This is a genomic window from Streptomyces sp. NPDC048331 (assembly GCF_043201215.1).
GTDB lineage: Bacteria > Actinomycetota > Actinomycetes > Streptomycetales > Streptomycetaceae > Streptomyces.
Genome location: NZ_JBICYT010000030.1, coordinates 43,046 through 57,474, shown reverse-complemented (window position 1 = coordinate 57,474; position 14,429 = coordinate 43,046). Strand labels below are relative to the sequence as shown.

The 14,429-nt window shown below is 72.1% G+C and carries 13 protein-coding genes; 2 read left to right on the top strand and 11 right to left on the bottom strand.

Annotated elements, in window-relative coordinates; translation table 11 throughout:
* Positions 1-20: 20 nt before the first annotated feature.
* The 4 genes from ACGFYY_RS32005 to ACGFYY_RS31990 form a co-directional block, all read right to left on the bottom strand.
* Entirely contained in the window at positions 21-1,088 is a 1,068-nt protein-coding gene (locus ACGFYY_RS32005) for a membrane dipeptidase (protein WP_393714762.1), read from the bottom strand.
* A 143-nt stretch (positions 1,089-1,231) separates the two neighbouring features.
* Entirely contained in the window at positions 1,232-2,413 is a 1,182-nt protein-coding gene (locus tag ACGFYY_RS32000; RefSeq protein ID WP_365270664.1) for a dipeptidase, read from the bottom strand.
* On the bottom strand, positions 2,410-2,946 hold the full coding sequence (purE, locus tag ACGFYY_RS31995; RefSeq protein WP_365270661.1) for a 5-(carboxyamino)imidazole ribonucleotide mutase: 537 nt from the start codon (positions 2,944-2,946) through the stop codon (positions 2,410-2,412). The genes ACGFYY_RS32000 and purE overlap by 4 nt, the downstream gene beginning before the upstream one ends.
* Entirely contained in the window at positions 2,943-4,082 is a 1,140-nt protein-coding gene (locus ACGFYY_RS31990) for a 5-(carboxyamino)imidazole ribonucleotide synthase (protein ID WP_365270659.1), read from the bottom strand. Before ACGFYY_RS31990 ends, purE begins: the two co-directional genes overlap by 4 nt.
* Positions 4,083-4,269: 187 nt before the next feature.
* On the opposite strand from ACGFYY_RS31990, the gene ACGFYY_RS31985 reads away from it, so the two are divergent.
* Positions 4,270-4,806, top strand: coding sequence for a GtrA family protein (locus ACGFYY_RS31985; RefSeq protein ID WP_365270656.1), 537 nt, complete (start codon positions 4,270-4,272; stop codon positions 4,804-4,806).
* A 7-nt stretch (positions 4,807-4,813) separates the two neighbouring features.
* Here ACGFYY_RS31985 and ACGFYY_RS31980 read toward each other — a convergent pair whose 3' ends face one another.
* Positions 4,814-6,079, bottom strand: coding sequence for an ATP-binding protein (locus ACGFYY_RS31980; protein ID WP_365270653.1), 1,266 nt, complete (start codon positions 6,077-6,079; stop codon positions 4,814-4,816).
* 38 nt (positions 6,080-6,117) lie between these two features.
* The gene (locus ACGFYY_RS31975) at positions 6,118-6,795 is read right to left on the bottom strand and encodes a response regulator transcription factor (RefSeq protein WP_030724697.1); all 678 of its coding nucleotides are present in this window, start codon (positions 6,793-6,795) and stop codon (positions 6,118-6,120) included.
* Between the two features lie 499 nt (positions 6,796-7,294).
* Here ACGFYY_RS31975 and ACGFYY_RS31970 point away from each other — a divergent pair, with 499 nt between their 5' ends.
* Positions 7,295-8,815, top strand: coding sequence for a peptide MFS transporter (locus ACGFYY_RS31970; RefSeq protein WP_393714758.1), 1,521 nt, complete (start codon positions 7,295-7,297; stop codon positions 8,813-8,815).
* A 65-nt stretch (positions 8,816-8,880) separates the two neighbouring features.
* Here ACGFYY_RS31970 and ACGFYY_RS31965 read toward each other — a convergent pair whose 3' ends face one another.
* The 5 genes from ACGFYY_RS31965 to hutI form a co-directional block, all read right to left on the bottom strand.
* Positions 8,881-10,197: a hypothetical protein gene (locus tag ACGFYY_RS31965; RefSeq protein WP_393714756.1), complete on the bottom strand. Its 1,317-nt coding sequence runs from the start codon at positions 10,195-10,197 to the stop codon at positions 8,881-8,883.
* Positions 10,198-10,211: 14 nt separating this feature from the next.
* Positions 10,212-11,312 (bottom strand): neocarzinostatin apoprotein domain-containing protein, encoded by a 1,101-nt coding sequence (locus tag ACGFYY_RS31960; protein ID WP_393714754.1) that lies wholly within the window; start codon positions 11,310-11,312, stop codon positions 10,212-10,214.
* Positions 11,309-12,316 (bottom strand): hypothetical protein, encoded by a 1,008-nt coding sequence (locus tag ACGFYY_RS31955; protein WP_393714752.1) that lies wholly within the window; start codon positions 12,314-12,316, stop codon positions 11,309-11,311. The genes ACGFYY_RS31960 and ACGFYY_RS31955 overlap by 4 nt, the downstream gene beginning before the upstream one ends.
* Before the next feature lie 16 nt (positions 12,317-12,332).
* A complete protein-coding gene (locus ACGFYY_RS31950) occupies positions 12,333-13,019 on the bottom strand; it encodes an LPXTG cell wall anchor domain-containing protein (protein ID WP_365264586.1) in 687 nt (228 codons plus the stop codon).
* Positions 13,020-13,132: 113 nt separating this feature from the next.
* Positions 13,133-14,311, bottom strand: a complete 1,179-nt coding sequence (hutI, locus tag ACGFYY_RS31945; protein WP_393714750.1) for an imidazolonepropionase — start codon at positions 14,309-14,311, stop codon at positions 13,133-13,135.
* Between the last annotated feature and the right edge of the window lie 118 nt (positions 14,312-14,429).

Genomic DNA, 14,429 nt, shown 5'->3' with positions numbered 1-14,429 from the left:
CGGACGCCGGCGGGGCTCGTTCAGCGGCGGTGTTGGGCGGCGCGGGAGGTGAATTCCGCGTCGCGGAGGACACGTTGGGCGTTGCCCCAGGTCAGTAGAGCCACCTCGGACTCCGGCCAGCCGCGCTCCAGCAGTTCCGCGATCAGCCGCGGATAGCCCGAGGGGTCGGTCAGGCCCGTCGGGCGGGGGTGGCCCGGTCCGGTGCCGAAGCTGGCGCCGAGGCCGACGCCGTGCGGGCCCGCGATCGCCCGTACGTGGTCCAGGTGGTCCGCCACCGCGTGCAGGGAGTCCCCGGTGCGCGCGGTGTCGAAGGTGACCATCGCCAGGCCGTTCGCCTCCCGTAGGACCGCCAGCACCTCGTCGGTCACGTTCCCCGGATGCGGGTTCAGCGAGGCGGCCGCCGTGTTCGAGATGATCACCGGGGCCTTGGAGGCCCCCGCGAGCCGGCAGGCGACCGTCGGTGGGCAGTCCGTCAGGTCCAGCAGGATCGCGAGCCGGTTCGCCTCGCGGACCACCTCGTGGCCGAAGGCCGTCAGCTCCTCCTGCGCCCAGGGCGCTCCCGCGGGCGCGAGGATCCGTACGCCCAGCGCGTGGAAGGCGCGCAGCGCGCCCAGGGAGTCGGTGAGGGTGCGGCCGGGCACCGGGCCGAGGAACGAGGCGATGCGGCCGCGGTTGCGGGCGTCCGCCAGGTCGTCGGCGCCGAGGGCCAGGCACAGGCTGTCGGGATAGCGGCGCATCAGGGTCAGCGCCGTGTCGATCTCGTCCAGCGTGTCGGAGAGCACCTGATCACCGGAGGCGTCCTCGCAGGCCCGCGCCGACGGCACGAGCAGGGACCAGAACTGGGCTCCCACTCCCCCGGCGCGCAGCCGCGGGATGTCGGTGTCCACGCCCGTGTCCGAGGTTTCGATGTCGTGGTACGGGCGCTGGTGCAGGGTCCGGACCAGCGTGTTGCACCCGTCGGCCACGGGATGGACGGCCAGCAGCGCGGCGGCCCGGTCGAGGGCGCCCGCCGCGCCCGCTACCGCGGGTGCGGGGAGGTCTTCGGCTCCGATGCCCACGGAGTGGGGTTCATCCTGCAGGTCGGCCATGGCGTTCGCTCCGGTCTCGGCGGCAGCAGGGAGAGATTGGTGCCACCGTGACATGGGGGACGGCAGGGCCGCCCGGCGGACGCAGCGTTCGAGTGAACCCGCAGGTCACACCCTGTCACCGCGCCCGCCGGGCACCGAGTCCGCTAGCGGATCACCGCGTTCGACGGGCCCCGGGAGGCCGACAGGTCGCGGGCGACCGCCTCCGCGTCGCGCAGCACCCGTACCGCGTTGGACCAGGTGAGCTTCGCCAGGTCGGCCTGGGACCAGCCGCGCGTGAGCAGCTCGGCCACCAGGTTGGGGTAGCCCGCCACGTCGTCCAGGCCGGACGGGGTGAAGGCCGTGCCGTCGTAGTCCCCGCCGATGCCGATGTGGTCGATGCCGGCCACCTCGCGCATGTGGTCGAGGTGGTCGGCCACCGTCGCGGCCGTGGCCACCGGGCGCGGGCGCGCCACCTCGAAGGCCCGGTGCAGGGCCATCGCCTCGGGGGTGGTGTCGAGGTGGTGGAAACCGTGCGCCCGAAGGTTCTCGTCCGCGGCCAGGGTCCACTCGACGGCCGCCGGGAGGATGAACTTCGGTACGAAGGTGGCCATCGCCACGCCGCCGTTGCCCGGCAGCAGCGCCAGCACGTCGTCGGGGATGTTGCGCGGGTGGTCGCAGACCGCCCGCGCCGAGGAGTGCGAGAAGACCACCGGCGCGGCCGAGACCGCGATGGCGTCGCGCATCGTCGTCGCGGCGACGTGCGAGAGGTCCACCAGCATGCCGACCCGGTTCATCTCGCGGACGACCTCGCGGCCGAAGTCGGTCAGACCGCCGTGCCGGGGTTCGTCGGTCGCCGAGTCCGCCCAGTCGATCGTGTCGTTGTGCGTGAGCGTCATGTACCGCACGCCCAGCTGGTGCAGGGCGCGCAGGGTGGCGAGCGAGTTGTTGATGGAGTGGCCGCCCTCGGCGCCCATCAGGGAGGCGATCCGGCCGTCGGCGCGGGCCGCCTCCATGTCGTCCGCCGTCAGCGCCCGCACGAGGTCGCCGGGGTAACGGTCGATCAGCTGGGCGACGACGTCGATCTGCTCCAGGGTGGCGCTGACCGCCTCGTCCCCGGCGTAGTCGGAGCGGACGTAGACGGACCAGAACTGCGCGCCGACCCCGCCGGCGCGCAGCCGCGGGATGTCGGTGTGCAGGTGGGCGGACTGGTCGCCCGCGATGTCCCGGCGCGCCAGGTCGTAGCGCACCTGCTCGCGCAGCGCCCAGGGCAGGTCGTTGTGGCCGTCCACGACGGGGTGGGCGGCCAGCAGCTCGCGCGCCTCGTCCAGGCGCTGCGCGGCGCTCACTTGCCGAACCCGAAGGACTCCGCGCTCGCGACCTTCGTACGCAGCCGCTTGCCCTTCTCCGTGGCCTGGTCGTTGAGCTCCTGCTGGAAGTCACGCATCCGGGCCAGCAGCTCGGTGTCGTGGGCGGCCAGCATCCGTACGGCCAGCAGGCCCGCGTTGCGCGCGCCGGCGACCGAGACGGTGGCGACGGGAACCCCGGCCGGCATCTGGACGATCGACATCAGCGAGTCCATGCCGTCGAGGTACTTCAGCGGCACCGGCACGCCGATGACCGGCAGCGGGGTGACCGAGGCGAGCATGCCGGGCAGGTGGGCGGCTCCGCCCGCGCCCGCGATGATCGCCTTCAGCCCGCGGTCGGCGGCCCGCTCCCCGTACTCGATCATCTCGCGCGGCATCCGGTGGGCGGACACGACGTCGACCTCGTAGGGGATCTCGAACTCGTCCAGGGCCTGGGCGGCCGCCTCCATGACGGGCCAGTCCGAGTCGGAGCCCATGACGATGCCGATGACAGGGGCTGCGGAGGTGGTGCTCATGCGGTGACCGTTCCTCTGAGGTAGTCGGCAGCGTGGCGTGCGCGCTCCAGCACATCGTCCAGATCGTCGCCGTAGGTGTTGACGTGGCCGACCTTGCGACCGTGTTTCACGTCCTTGCCGTACATGTGGATCTTCAGCTGGGGGTCGTGGGCCATGCAGTGCAGGTACGCCGCGTACATGTCGGGGAAGTCCCCGCCCAGCACGTTCGCCATGACCGTCCACCGGGCGCGGGGGCGCGGGTCGCCGAGCGGGAGGTCCAGGACCGCCCGTACGTGGTTGGCGAACTGGGAGGTCACGGCCCCGTCCTGGGTCCAGTGCCCGCTGTTGTGCGGGCGCATCGCCAGCTCGTTGACCAGGATGCGGCCGTCGGTGGTCTCGAACAGCTCCACGGCCAGGTGGCCGGTCACGTCGAGTTCCTTGGCGATGCGCAGGGCGAGGGCCTGGGCCTCGCCCGCGAGGGCCTCCGAGAGGTTCGGGGCCGGGGCGATCACCGTGTCGCAGACCCCGTCCACCTGGCGGGACTCGACGACGGGGTAGGCCACCGCCTGGCCGTGCGGGGAGCGGACGATGTTCGCCGCGAGCTCGCGGACGAAATCGACCTTCTCCTCCGCGAGGACCGGGACACCCGCCTTGAAGGGGGCCGCCGCGTCCTCGGGGGTGCGGACGAACCACACGCCCTTGCCGTCGTACCCGCCGCGCACGGTCTTGAGGATGACGGGGAACCCGCCCACCTCGTCCGCGAAGGCGGTCACGTCGTCCGGATCGCTCACGATCCGGTGGCGGGGGCTGGGCGCGCCGATCTCGTCGAGCTTGGCGCGCATCACCCCCTTGTCCTGGGCATGCACCAAAGCGTCGGGCCCCGGGCGGACGGGGATGCCGTCCGCTTCCAGGGCCCGTAGGTGCTCCATGGGTACATGCTCGTGGTCGAAGGTGATCACGTCACAACCGCGCGCGAAGGCACGCAACGTCTCCAGGTCGCGATAGTCGCCGATGACGACATCGCTCACGACCTGGGCCGCCGAGTCCTGCGGGGTGTCACTGAGGAGCTTGAATCTGATGCCGAGGGGGATACCCGCCTCGTGGGTCATGCGGGCGAGCTGTCCGCCGCCGACCATGCCGACTACCGGGAACGTCACCTCTCCAGGGTATCCGCCGGTATTCCGCCATCCGGACGGACCCCTGGCCCGATCTGTCCGTGTGCCGTGCGTCGCAGGGTGCCGGAAGGCACAGACGCGGCGCCGGGGGGACACTTAGCATGGATGGGTTGACGGAGAACACCGGACGCCCCGTAAGCGGGCGGTGACCGACAGGACTGACCTACTGATGAGCACGCCTGGCGGATCTGTCGTCGAACGCGTACGCGGCCTCGTACGGGAGGTCGCCAAGTTCGGGGCGGTCGGCGGTCTGGGTGTCCTGGTCAACCTGGGTGTCTTCAACCTGATCCGCAACACCACCGATCTGCAGGTGGTGCGCGCGAGCGTGATAGCCACCGTCGTGGCCATCGCCACGAACTACATCGGCTTCCGCTACTTCACCTACCGGGACCGCGCCAAGAGCGGCCGGACCCGCGAGCTGATCCTGTTCGCCGCGTTCAGCGGCGTCGGCCTGGTCATCGAGAGCGGTGTGCTCTACACCGCCACGTACGGGTTCGGCTGGGACGGCCCGGTCGCCAGCAACGTGTTCAAGTTCATCGGCATCGGGACCGCCACCGTGTTCCGCTTCTGGTCGTACCGGACCTGGGTCTTCAAGGCCCTGCCCGCTCCGGCGGAGCCGACCGAGCCGATGCCGGACCCGGCGCCCGTGCCGAAGCCGGACCGCAGGCCGGAGCCGATGCCGGAGCCGGCGCCCGCGAACAACTAGTACGTCCCTATCGGACCGTGGTCTGCGGTTCGGTCGGTTCCGGCGCCGTGCGGCTGAGGAACAGCGCGAACACCGGGGGCTGGGTCTGGAGCAGCTCCAGGCGACCGCCGTCCGCCTCCGCCAGGTCCCGGGCCACCGCGAGGCCGATGCCGGTGGAGTTGCGGCCGCTGATGGCCCGCTCGAAGATCCGGTTGCCGAGGTCCGGCGGGACGCCGGGTCCCTCGTCCGTGACCTCCAGCACCGCCTGGTTGCCGATCACCCGGGTGCGCAGCGCGACCGTGCCCCCGCCGTGCATCAGGGCGTTCTCCACCAGGGTGGCGAGTACCTGCGAGACGGCGCCCGGGGTGCCGACGGCCCGTACGCCCGTCCGGCCGGAGCGCACGATGGCCCGGCCCGCGCTGCGGTAGGCCGGCCGCCACTCCTCGACCTGCTGCTTGACGACCTCGTCCAGGTCGAAGGGGACCGCCGAGCCCGTCCGCGGGTCCCGGGAGTTCGTGAGCAGCCGCTGCACCACGTCCGTGAGCCGCTCCACCTGGGTCAGGGCGATCGTCGCCTCCTCCCGGACGGTCGCCAGGTCGTCGGTGACCGTGATCTCCTCCAGCCGCATGGAGAGCGCGGTGAGGGGGGTGCGTAGCTGGTGGGAGGCGTCCGCGGCCAGGCGCCGCTCGGCCGTCAGCATCCGGCCGATCCGCTCGGCGCTGGAGTCCAGTACGTCCGCGACCCGGTCCAGCTCGGGGACCCCGTACCGCTTGTGCCGGGGCCGCGGGTCGCCCGATCCGAGCCGCTCGGCCGTCTCGGCCAGGTCGGTGAGCGGGGAGGCCAGCCGGTTGGCCTGGCGTACGGCGAGCAGCACGGCCGCCACGACGGCCAGCAGGGCCACCGCGCCGACCACGGCCAGGGTCCGCCCGACCTCGCGGGTCACGGTGGCGCGGGACTCCTCGACGACGACGACCTCGCCCTGCTCCCCGCGGGCGGTGCCGCGGATCACACTGTCGGGGATCGGGGCTCCCACCTCCACGGCCGGCCGGCCGGGGACGCTGATCCGCGCGTGGTGGCCGGCGTCCAGCTGCTCGCCGAGGGTCACGGGGTCGATCGGCTTCTGCTCCAGGACGTTCGCCTCGACGGTGCCCACGAGTCGCAGCGCCTCGGACTCGATGCGGTCCTGGGCGCTGCTGGTGATGGTGCGGGTCTCGACGATGACGAGGGAGACCCCGAAGACGGCGATCACGACGAGCACCACGGCGAGCGTGGAGTTGATGAGGCGGCGGCGCATGCCCTAGAGCATGCCCCAGGTGGAGCCGGAGGAGGCGGTCAGCTCTTCTCGAAGCGGAAGCCGACGCCTCGTACGGTGGCGATGTAGCGGGGGTTGGCGGCGTCGTCGCCCAGCTTCTTGCGCAGCCAGGAGATGTGCATGTCGAGGGTCTTGGTGGAGGACCACCAGGTGGTGTCCCAGACCTCGCGCATGAGCTGGTCGCGGGTGACGACCCGGCCCGCGTCCCGGACCAGGACCCGCAGCAGGTCGAACTCCTTGGCCGTGAGCTGGAGCTCTTCCTCCCCCATCCAGGCCCGGTGCGACTCGACGTCGATCCGCACGCCGTGGGTGGCGGGGGGCTGGAGGGCCTCGGTGGCGCCGCGCCGGAGCAGGGCCCGGACCCGGGCGAGCAGTTCGGCCAGGCGGAAGGGCTTGGTCACGTAGTCGTCGGCGCCGGCGTCCAGGCCGACGACGGTGTCGACCTCGTCGGCCCGTGCGGTGAGGACCAGGATCGGGAAGCCGTGGCCCTCGGCGCGCAGGCGGCGGGCGACCTCCAGGCCGTCCATGCCCGGCAGTCCCAGGTCGAGGACGACGAGGTCGACGCCGCCCTGCAGTCCCGCGTCCAGGGCGGTGGGGCCGTCCTCCCGGACCTCGACCTCGTACCCCTCCCGGCGCAGGGCGCGGGCCAGGGGTTCCGAGATGGATGCGTCGTCCTCGGCGAGCAGTACACGCGTCATGTGGGTGATGGTAGTGCGCGGCGGCTGAAACCAGGGGCCCCCGGGGAGACCCCTCTCTATCTGCGCTTATGAACCGCTGGGCGCCTTCGAATATGGTCGAACGGTTCCCGGCGCGCCTTGTGATCCATCTCTCAAGTCCTTTCATATGCCGCAGTGTCGTGTCGTATGGTGGCGAGACGCCTGATGCAATACCTCAGGGACCTTTGTGCCGAAAAGCAGCGCAAAGGTCTCTATTTCTGTCCTGAACCGGACGGACGGTCCGATCGAGGACCGGTCCGGCCGGCCTTGACGACAGTGAATGACCTGTTGGCCGGGCCCCTCGCGTGATGACTGCGCGGGAGGGCGTGGATCCCGGTGACGGATGTCCTGCCGCCCCCCATTCCCGTGGGGCGGGCCCCGAGGCGTGGGGTGGGAGATCCGTCCGCCGGTGCCGGCCACCCCCCACCGGGCGCGGATGAGCTCACGAAGCCGAAGCGTCCCGAGCAAGCAAGGATCGACCATGGCTTCCAGCCTGACGACGGCCTCACCGAGCCCCGCTCACGAGAAGACCGTCCTCGGCCACCCGATCGGCCTGGCCACGCTGTTCATGACCGAGATGTGGGAGCGCTTCTCCTACTACGGCATGCGTGCGCTTCTCGTTCTGTACCTGGTCTCCGGCGGTGTCGACGCCGCGACCGACAGCCAGGGTGGTGGCCTCGGCTTCACCGCCGCGACGGCCACGGCGGTCTACTCCGTCTACGTGGCCATGGTCTACCTCATGGCCATGCCCGGCGGTTGGTTCGGTGACCGCGTCTGGGGTGCCCGCAAGACGGTCACCATCGCCGGTGTCGTGATCATGGCCGGCCACGTGGCGCTCGCGCTGCCCGGCCAGCTGTCGTTCTTCGTCGGTCTGCTGCTGGTCGCGGTCGGCTCCGGTCTGCTGAAGGCCAACATCTCCACGATGGTCGGCCACCTGTACCGCGGTGTGGACGACCCGCGCCGTGACAGCGGCTTCACGATCTTCTACATCGGCATCAACGTGGGTGCCCTGCTCGCGCCGATCGGCATCGGCATGGTCGGCGAGCTCGTGAACTGGCACCTCGGCTTCGCCCTCGCCGCCGTCGGCATGGGCATCGGCCTCGTGGTCTACCTGCTCGCCGGCCGCACCCTGAGCCCGCAGAGCAGCGTCGTCCCGAACCCGCTGAGCGTCGCCGAGCGCAAGGCCGTGATCGTCAAGGCCCTCGCCGTCCTGGCCGCCGTCGCCGTGTTCTACGGTGCCGTGGTCGCCGCGGACATGTTCACCATCAAGTGGGCGCTGTACCCGATCACCATCGCCGGTCTGCTCATCCCGGTCGCCGTCCTCGTCCGCATCAAGCGGGACCGGGACCTGTCCACCGTCGAGCAGACCCGGATGAGCGCCTACATCTGGTTCTTCGTGGCCGCCGCCGTCTTCTGGATGATCTACGACCAGGGCGGTTCGACGCTCTCGCTCTTCGGTGACAAGAACTCCGAGCGCAGCCTGTTCGGCTGGGAAGTCCCGACCACCATCTTCCAGTCGCTGAACCCGCTCTTCGTGGTGGCCCTGGCCCCGGTCTTCGCCGCCGCCTGGGTGGCGCTGGCCCGCCGCAACCGCGAGCCCAGCACCATCGTGAAGTTCTCGGTGGCCCTGATCATCGTCGGTGCCTCGTTCTTCGTCTTCGCCATCCCGCTGAGCCAGACCTCCGGGAACGACACCAAGGTCACCATGTGGTGGCTGGTGCTCATCTTCCTGATGCACACGCTCGCCGAGCTGTGCCTCTCCCCGGTCGGCCTGTCGGTCACCACGAAGATGGCGCCGCAGAAGTACGGCTCCCAGATGATGGGTGTCTGGTTCCTGGCCGTCACCGCCGGTGACTGCATCACCGGTCTGATGGGTCTGGCCGACGTGCAGCTCAACGGCGTCGGGGTGATCCTCTTCCAGGCGGTCGCCGCCGTGGCCGCCGGCCTCGCGATCTTCATGTACCGCAAGAAGGTCAACCAGCTGATGGACGGCATGGGCTGACGCGTCCGCCCCACGTCCCACGGAACGGCCCGGCACACCGCACGGTGTGCCGGGCCGTTCGTGTGTCAGCGGGTGCCGCGCAGGCGCCGCCACGGGGTGAAGGTGAACACCGCCCCGCCGAGCAGGATCACCGTGCCGGCGACCAGGGCCAGGGCCTGGATGCCGCCCTCGTCCTCCGCGCCGGTCTCGGCGAGGCCGCCCGAGGTGCCGCTGCTGCCGCCGGACGCCGTGGCGGAACCGGAGCCGCCCGGCTGGGCGGCGGTGTCCAGTTCCAGCGAGACCCCGCTGCTCGCCGCCTTGCAGGGGACGTTGATCGGGGTGGCCCCGGGAGCCATCGTGACGTCGATCGTCAGCTGGTCCGGGCTCAGCGTCACCTTGCCGCTCTTGCCGGGCTTGTAGGTACCGGTCATGTCGCTGAGGCTGACCGGGGCCTTGTCGGGGATCGGCTCCGCGTTGGCCGGTCCGGAGACCTTGACCGTGCCGCTGTCCGCCCCGCCGAGCTTCACGTCCATGGAGGGCTTGAGCGCTCCCGCGGGCAGGGCCATGGGCGCGGCCATCGCGCCCTTGGCGGTCTTGACCGTCAGGTCGTAGCTGCCGCCGTTCTTCTTCGCGTTGATCGTGACCGGGGTCTTGATGCCCCCCGGGACGACCGGCCCGCAGTCGAAGGCCACCTCGACCGCCTTGCCCGGGAAGTCGGTCTGGCCGCCTCCACCGCCGGTGGAGCCGCCGGTGGAGCCGCCGGTGGTCGTGGATCCCCCGGTCGTCGTGGAACCGCCGGTGGTGGAGCCGCCCGTGGTGGTGCCCCCGGTCGTCGTACCACCGGTGGTCGTACCACCGGTGGTCGTGCCGCCGGTGGAGCCGGCCGCCACGTCGATGGTGGCCCCGACCCCCACGGCGCCGGTCGGCGCGCACTTGGTGACGAACGTGCCGAAGGAGAAGGTGACGGCCACGTCGTACTTGCCGGGGGTCAGGGTGATCTTCCCGGCCTTGGTGAGCTTCAGCTTGCCCTTCATCACGGACATCTGCATGGGCGCCTTCTTCGGGATCGGCGGATTCTTCTTCTCCCCGACGACCTTCAGCTCACCGCCGCCCCCGCCCACGGTGATCCAGCCGGTGGGCTGGACCGCGTCCTGCGGGATGTCCATCAGGTCCGTGTTGTTCGAGGCCGGCTTCACCGTCTCCCAGGACACGTCGACCTCGTCGCCGACCTTCGCCGAGGCGGGGGCGGTCACCTTGGCGGTGGTCTCCCCCTCCACCGGAGCGCCGCCCCCGGCCGGGGGAACGCACTTGACGTTGAACTTGGTCTCCGCGGCCTGGGCGGGAGTGGCTCCGATGGCGATACCGGCGCCGCCGAGCAGCAGCGCGAGCACGGCCGCGCTCACCCTCCGTTGGGTATTCACGAATGTCCCTTCGTCGTCGAACGGTTCTCAGACGGTGCGGACGCCTGTGGTGCTGTGCCCGGCGCGCTGTCCGGGGTGAACCACGGCAGGACCGCCGTGGTGGTCTGGGGGGACGGCTCCGGGTGGTCGGAGCCCGCGGCCGGCTCGGGCGGCCGCGGGGCCCCGATCCTCGGCAGCCGGGCCGTGATCGCGGAGGCCGCGTCGGGGAGCCGTACGCCCCGGTGGCGGCCCGCGGCGGACGCGGCGCGCGGCCGGACCCGGTCGACGATCGCCATGCCGATGCGGAACACCGCGGCCGGGATCACCAGCAGGAGCAGGCCCCAGAACAGCAGCACCCCGTACGGGCGGTCCACGCCCCAGGGCTGCGTGGCCACCACGGTCTCGCCGTACTTGAGGGAGATCGTGTAGTCCCCGTGGGCGCCGGCGGCCAGGCTCACGTCGAGCGCGATCTCCGCCTTGCCGCCGGGCGGGATGGTGCCCTTCCAGCGGGCCTCCTCCCACAGCGGGGCGAACACCCCGTGCGCGGTGCCGAGCTGGAAGACGGGGTCCTTGACGGGGACCGGGCCGAGATTGCCGACGGTGACCTTGAACTTCCGGGTGGGCGGGGCGCCGAACCAGGTCAGCACCCCGTCCTCGCCCTCGAGCCGGACCCCGGTGAGCATCGCGAGGCGGGCCGTACCGGACTCGGCGGGCAGCTCGGCGACCGGGTGGTCGGTGATCTTCAAGGGGGTCGCGACGGTGGACCGGTCGCCGTTGACGGAGGTGACGTTCACGACGCAGGGGCACGGCTTGGGCGGTGCCACCACGGGCAGCTGCGCGGTGAAGCGGCCGTCGGCGCCGACCGAGACGGCGGCTCCGTCGGCGTTGGCGCAGCTGTTGGTGCCGCCGATCATGTTCTGGCCGCAGACCAGCAGCATCACCAGTGTCTTCGCCGGCCAGCCGGTGCCGGTGACGGTGATCCCGGTGCCCTTGGCGGCCTCCTGGAGCGAGAGCGCCACGGCCGGCTCGCCCTCGGCGGCGGCGGCCGGGCCTGCGGGGAACAGGGCCAGGGCGCACACCGCCAGCCCCGCGGCCAGCAGGGCTCCGACTCTTCTCACCTGGCGGCTCCCGTCAGTTCGTGGTGCGGTGCAGGGGTCGTCGATCCGGCCGCGGGCGGCCCGTCCGGCGCCGCGGCCGGGCCCGGTTCGGGTCGCCGGCCGCGTACGAGGTACAGCGCGACCGCGGTCGTCGCGCCGAGGCCGAGCAGGCCGCCCCCGGCCCACCCGACCGGGCCCCAGGGGACGAGCCAGTGCGCTCCGGTGGCCGTCGCGCGGGCGCCGCCGGGGGCGGTCACGGTCAGGGTGACGCGGACCCGGTCGAGGTCCGGAGCGCCGGGCCAGGGTTCGGTGAGCTCCACCCGCCGGCCGGGGAGCAGTTCGATCGGCGGCGTGCGGCCGGGGGGCGGGTCGGACACCTCGCCGATGAGGGCCTCGGCGTGGATCCGCGGTTCGGGGGTGAGGGCCACGTTGCCGCGGTTGACGAGGGTGTAGGCGATGACGGCGGCCGCGCCCCGGCCCCGTACGGCGACGTCCTCGACCGTGAGGGCGGCCAGGGTGGGGCCGCCGACCCGCAGGTGCACCCGTACGCCGACCTCATGGCCGCCCTCGGTGGCGATCACGGCGGCCGGGTGGTCGCCGGGCGGGGACGACGGTGGCACGGTGAGGGTGAAGGGGACCACGGCGCGGGTGCGGGGCGGGACCTTCACCGTGGTCGCGGCTCCGAAGCTGATCCAGGACCCGGCCCCGGCGGCTCCGGTGCCCGGCGTCGCCGGGCTGACCGCGAGGGCGCCGTCGGCCGTGTTGTAGGCGTCGGCCCCCCGCAGGGTGATGGTGCGCTCCTGGCCGGTGGTGTTGACCAGGGCCAGGCGGTCCTCCAGCACGGTGCCGGGGTCGCCGGCGAGGTAGAAGTACGGGCGGACGGTGGTCTGCGCCGCGCCGGTGGCGGGCTCGGCGGTCCAGCCCGGCTCGTCGGCGGCCGCCGGGCGCGCGGGAGCCGCGTGGAGCGTGGCGGCGGCGAGCAGGAGGACGACGGCGGCGCGCCTGAGGGTGTGGAGCACGGGCATGACCGGGGTGCTCCGTTCAGGACCGGGCCCGCTGCCCGCGCCGGGTCAGCCAGAGCACGCCGGCCGCGCCGGCGAGCAGCACCGTGCCGCCGAGGGTGCCGAGGGCCAGGGCGGAGTCGGTGGGCCCGGTCTGCGGGAGGGTGTCGCCGGTGGTGTCGGGGGCGTCGGCGCCGGGCTGCGTGGTGCCGCCGCCGGGCGCCGTGACGTCCAGTTCGAGCGAGGGTCCCGGGCTGTTGCCGGGGGTGCAGGTGGTCGTGGTGCCCATCGCCTTGATGGTGAGCACGCCGGCGGTGAAGGTCACCTTGCCGCTCTTCTTGGGCGTGTAGGTGCCCGAGAGGTCGGTGATCTTGATGGGGGTGTCCGGGGGCACGGCTTCGGGGTTGGAGGGTCCCGAGACCGGTACGGACACCTTCTCGGCGCCGCCGACGAGGATGACGGCGCTGGGGCTCATGGCACCCTTGCCGAGCTCGATCGGGCTGGACGAGACGCCCTTCTGGAAGGACATCGTCAGCTTGTACCCGTCCCCCTCCTTGACGGACTTGATGTCGATGGGCGACACCGCCGACTTGTCCCCGATCGGGGTCTTGCAGTCGTAGGCGACGTCGACGACGGCGGCATGGGCCGCGGGGGCGGTGAACAGCACCGCCGATCCGGCCAGCGCGGAGGCCAGCGCGAGCGCGGTGGAGCGTTTGCGGTCGGACACCTTCGTCTTCCCCTCGGGCCACAAAAAACTGACGACACATCAGATCGGTGGCTCAAGGTACGCCCGGGCCCTTACGGAGGGAAGACAAAGGACAACCCGGGATCGACAGTTCGTCAGTAGGCGCGGCGGCCCCGCTGCCAGACGCCGGAGACGAGCGGTACGCCCGGCCGGTAGGCGAGGTGGACGTGGCTCGGCGCGTCCAGCAGGGCCAGGTCGGCGCGGGCCCCCGGAGCCAGCAGGCCGATGTCGTCGCGGCGCAGGGCGCGGGCACCGCCGGCCGTGGCCGACCACAGGGCTTCGTCGGGGGTCATCCGCATGTCGCGGACGGCGAGTGCGACGCAGAAGGGCATGGAACTCGTGTAGGAGGAGCCGGGGTTGCAGTCGGTGGACAGGGCGACGGTGGCACCCGCGTCGATCAGGCGCCGGGCGTCGGGCCACTGGGCGCGCGTGGAGAACTCGGCGCCGGGCAGCAACGTGGCGACGGTGGTCCCGGCGGCCTGCGCGAGGGCGTCGACGTCGGCGTCGGTGAGGTGGGTGCAGTGGTCGGCGGAGGCCGCTTCGAGCTCGACGGCGAGCTGGACGCCGGGCCCGTAGGAGAGCTGGTTGGCGTGGACGCGCGGGATCAGCCCGGCGGCGGCGCCGGCGGTGAGGATCGCGCGGGCCTGGTCGCCGTCGAAGGCGCCCTTCTCGCAGAAGACGTCCACCCAGCGGGCGTACGGGGCGCAGGCCTCCAGCATCTCGCCGGTGACGAGGTCGACGTAGCCGGCCGGGTCCTCGGCGAAGTCCGGGGAGACGATGTGCGCGCCGAGATAGGTGACCTCTTCCGTGTGCGCGGCGGCGATGCGCAGGGCGCGGGCCTCGTCGGCGACGGTGAGGCCGTAGCCGGACTTGGTCTCGAAGGTGGTGGTGCCCTGGCGGCGGGCCTCGTCGAGGTGCCGGACGAGGTTGGCTTCGAGCTCGGCGTCGGTGGCGGCGCGGGTGGCGGCGACGGTGGTGCGGATGCCGCCGGCGGAGTAGGCGCGGCCCGACATCCGGGCGTTGAACTCCTGGGTGCGGTCGCCGGCGAAGACGAGGTGCGAGTGGGAGTCGACGAAGCCGGGGATGACGGCTCGACCCTGCGCGTCGAAGACCTCGTCCACGGCGGGGGCCTTGGCGGCGGGGCCGACCCAGGCGACCTTGTCGCCGTCGATGACGACGGCGGCGTTCTCGATCAGGCCCAGGGGTGAACCGTCGCCGACGGACGGGTCGTTGGTGACGAGGCTGCCGATGTTGGTGATGGCGGTGGTGGTCATGGGTTCCTCTCGGTTTCCTGAGGCTCCGCCCCAGACCCCGCGCCTCAATCGCCGGCGAGGCTGAATCTTTCAGCCTCGCCGGCGTTTTTGGGGCGGGGGCGGTGGGCCGTATCCCTCA

Excerpts from the sequence above, each read along its gene's own strand:
- ACGFYY_RS32005 (WP_393714762.1), bottom strand. The coding sequence starts at position 1,088 with ATGGCCGACCTGCAGGATGAACCCCACTCCGTGGGCATCGGAGCCGAA.
- purE (WP_365270661.1), bottom strand. The coding sequence starts at position 2,946 with ATGAGCACCACCTCCGCAGCCCCTGTCATCGGCATCGTCATGGGCTCC.
- ACGFYY_RS31985 (WP_365270656.1), top strand. The coding sequence starts at position 4,270 with ATGAGCACGCCTGGCGGATCTGTCGTCGAACGCGTACGCGGCCTCGTA.
- ACGFYY_RS31980 (WP_365270653.1), bottom strand. The coding sequence starts at position 6,079 with ATGCGCCGCCGCCTCATCAACTCCACGCTCGCCGTGGTGCTCGTCGTG.
- ACGFYY_RS31975 (WP_030724697.1), bottom strand. The coding sequence starts at position 6,795 with ATGACGCGTGTACTGCTCGCCGAGGACGACGCATCCATCTCGGAACCC.
- ACGFYY_RS31970 (WP_393714758.1), top strand. The coding sequence starts at position 7,295 with ATGGCTTCCAGCCTGACGACGGCCTCACCGAGCCCCGCTCACGAGAAG.
- ACGFYY_RS31955 (WP_393714752.1), bottom strand. The coding sequence starts at position 12,316 with ATGCCCGTGCTCCACACCCTCAGGCGCGCCGCCGTCGTCCTCCTGCTC.
- hutI (WP_393714750.1), bottom strand. The coding sequence starts at position 14,311 with ATGACCACCACCGCCATCACCAACATCGGCAGCCTCGTCACCAACGAC.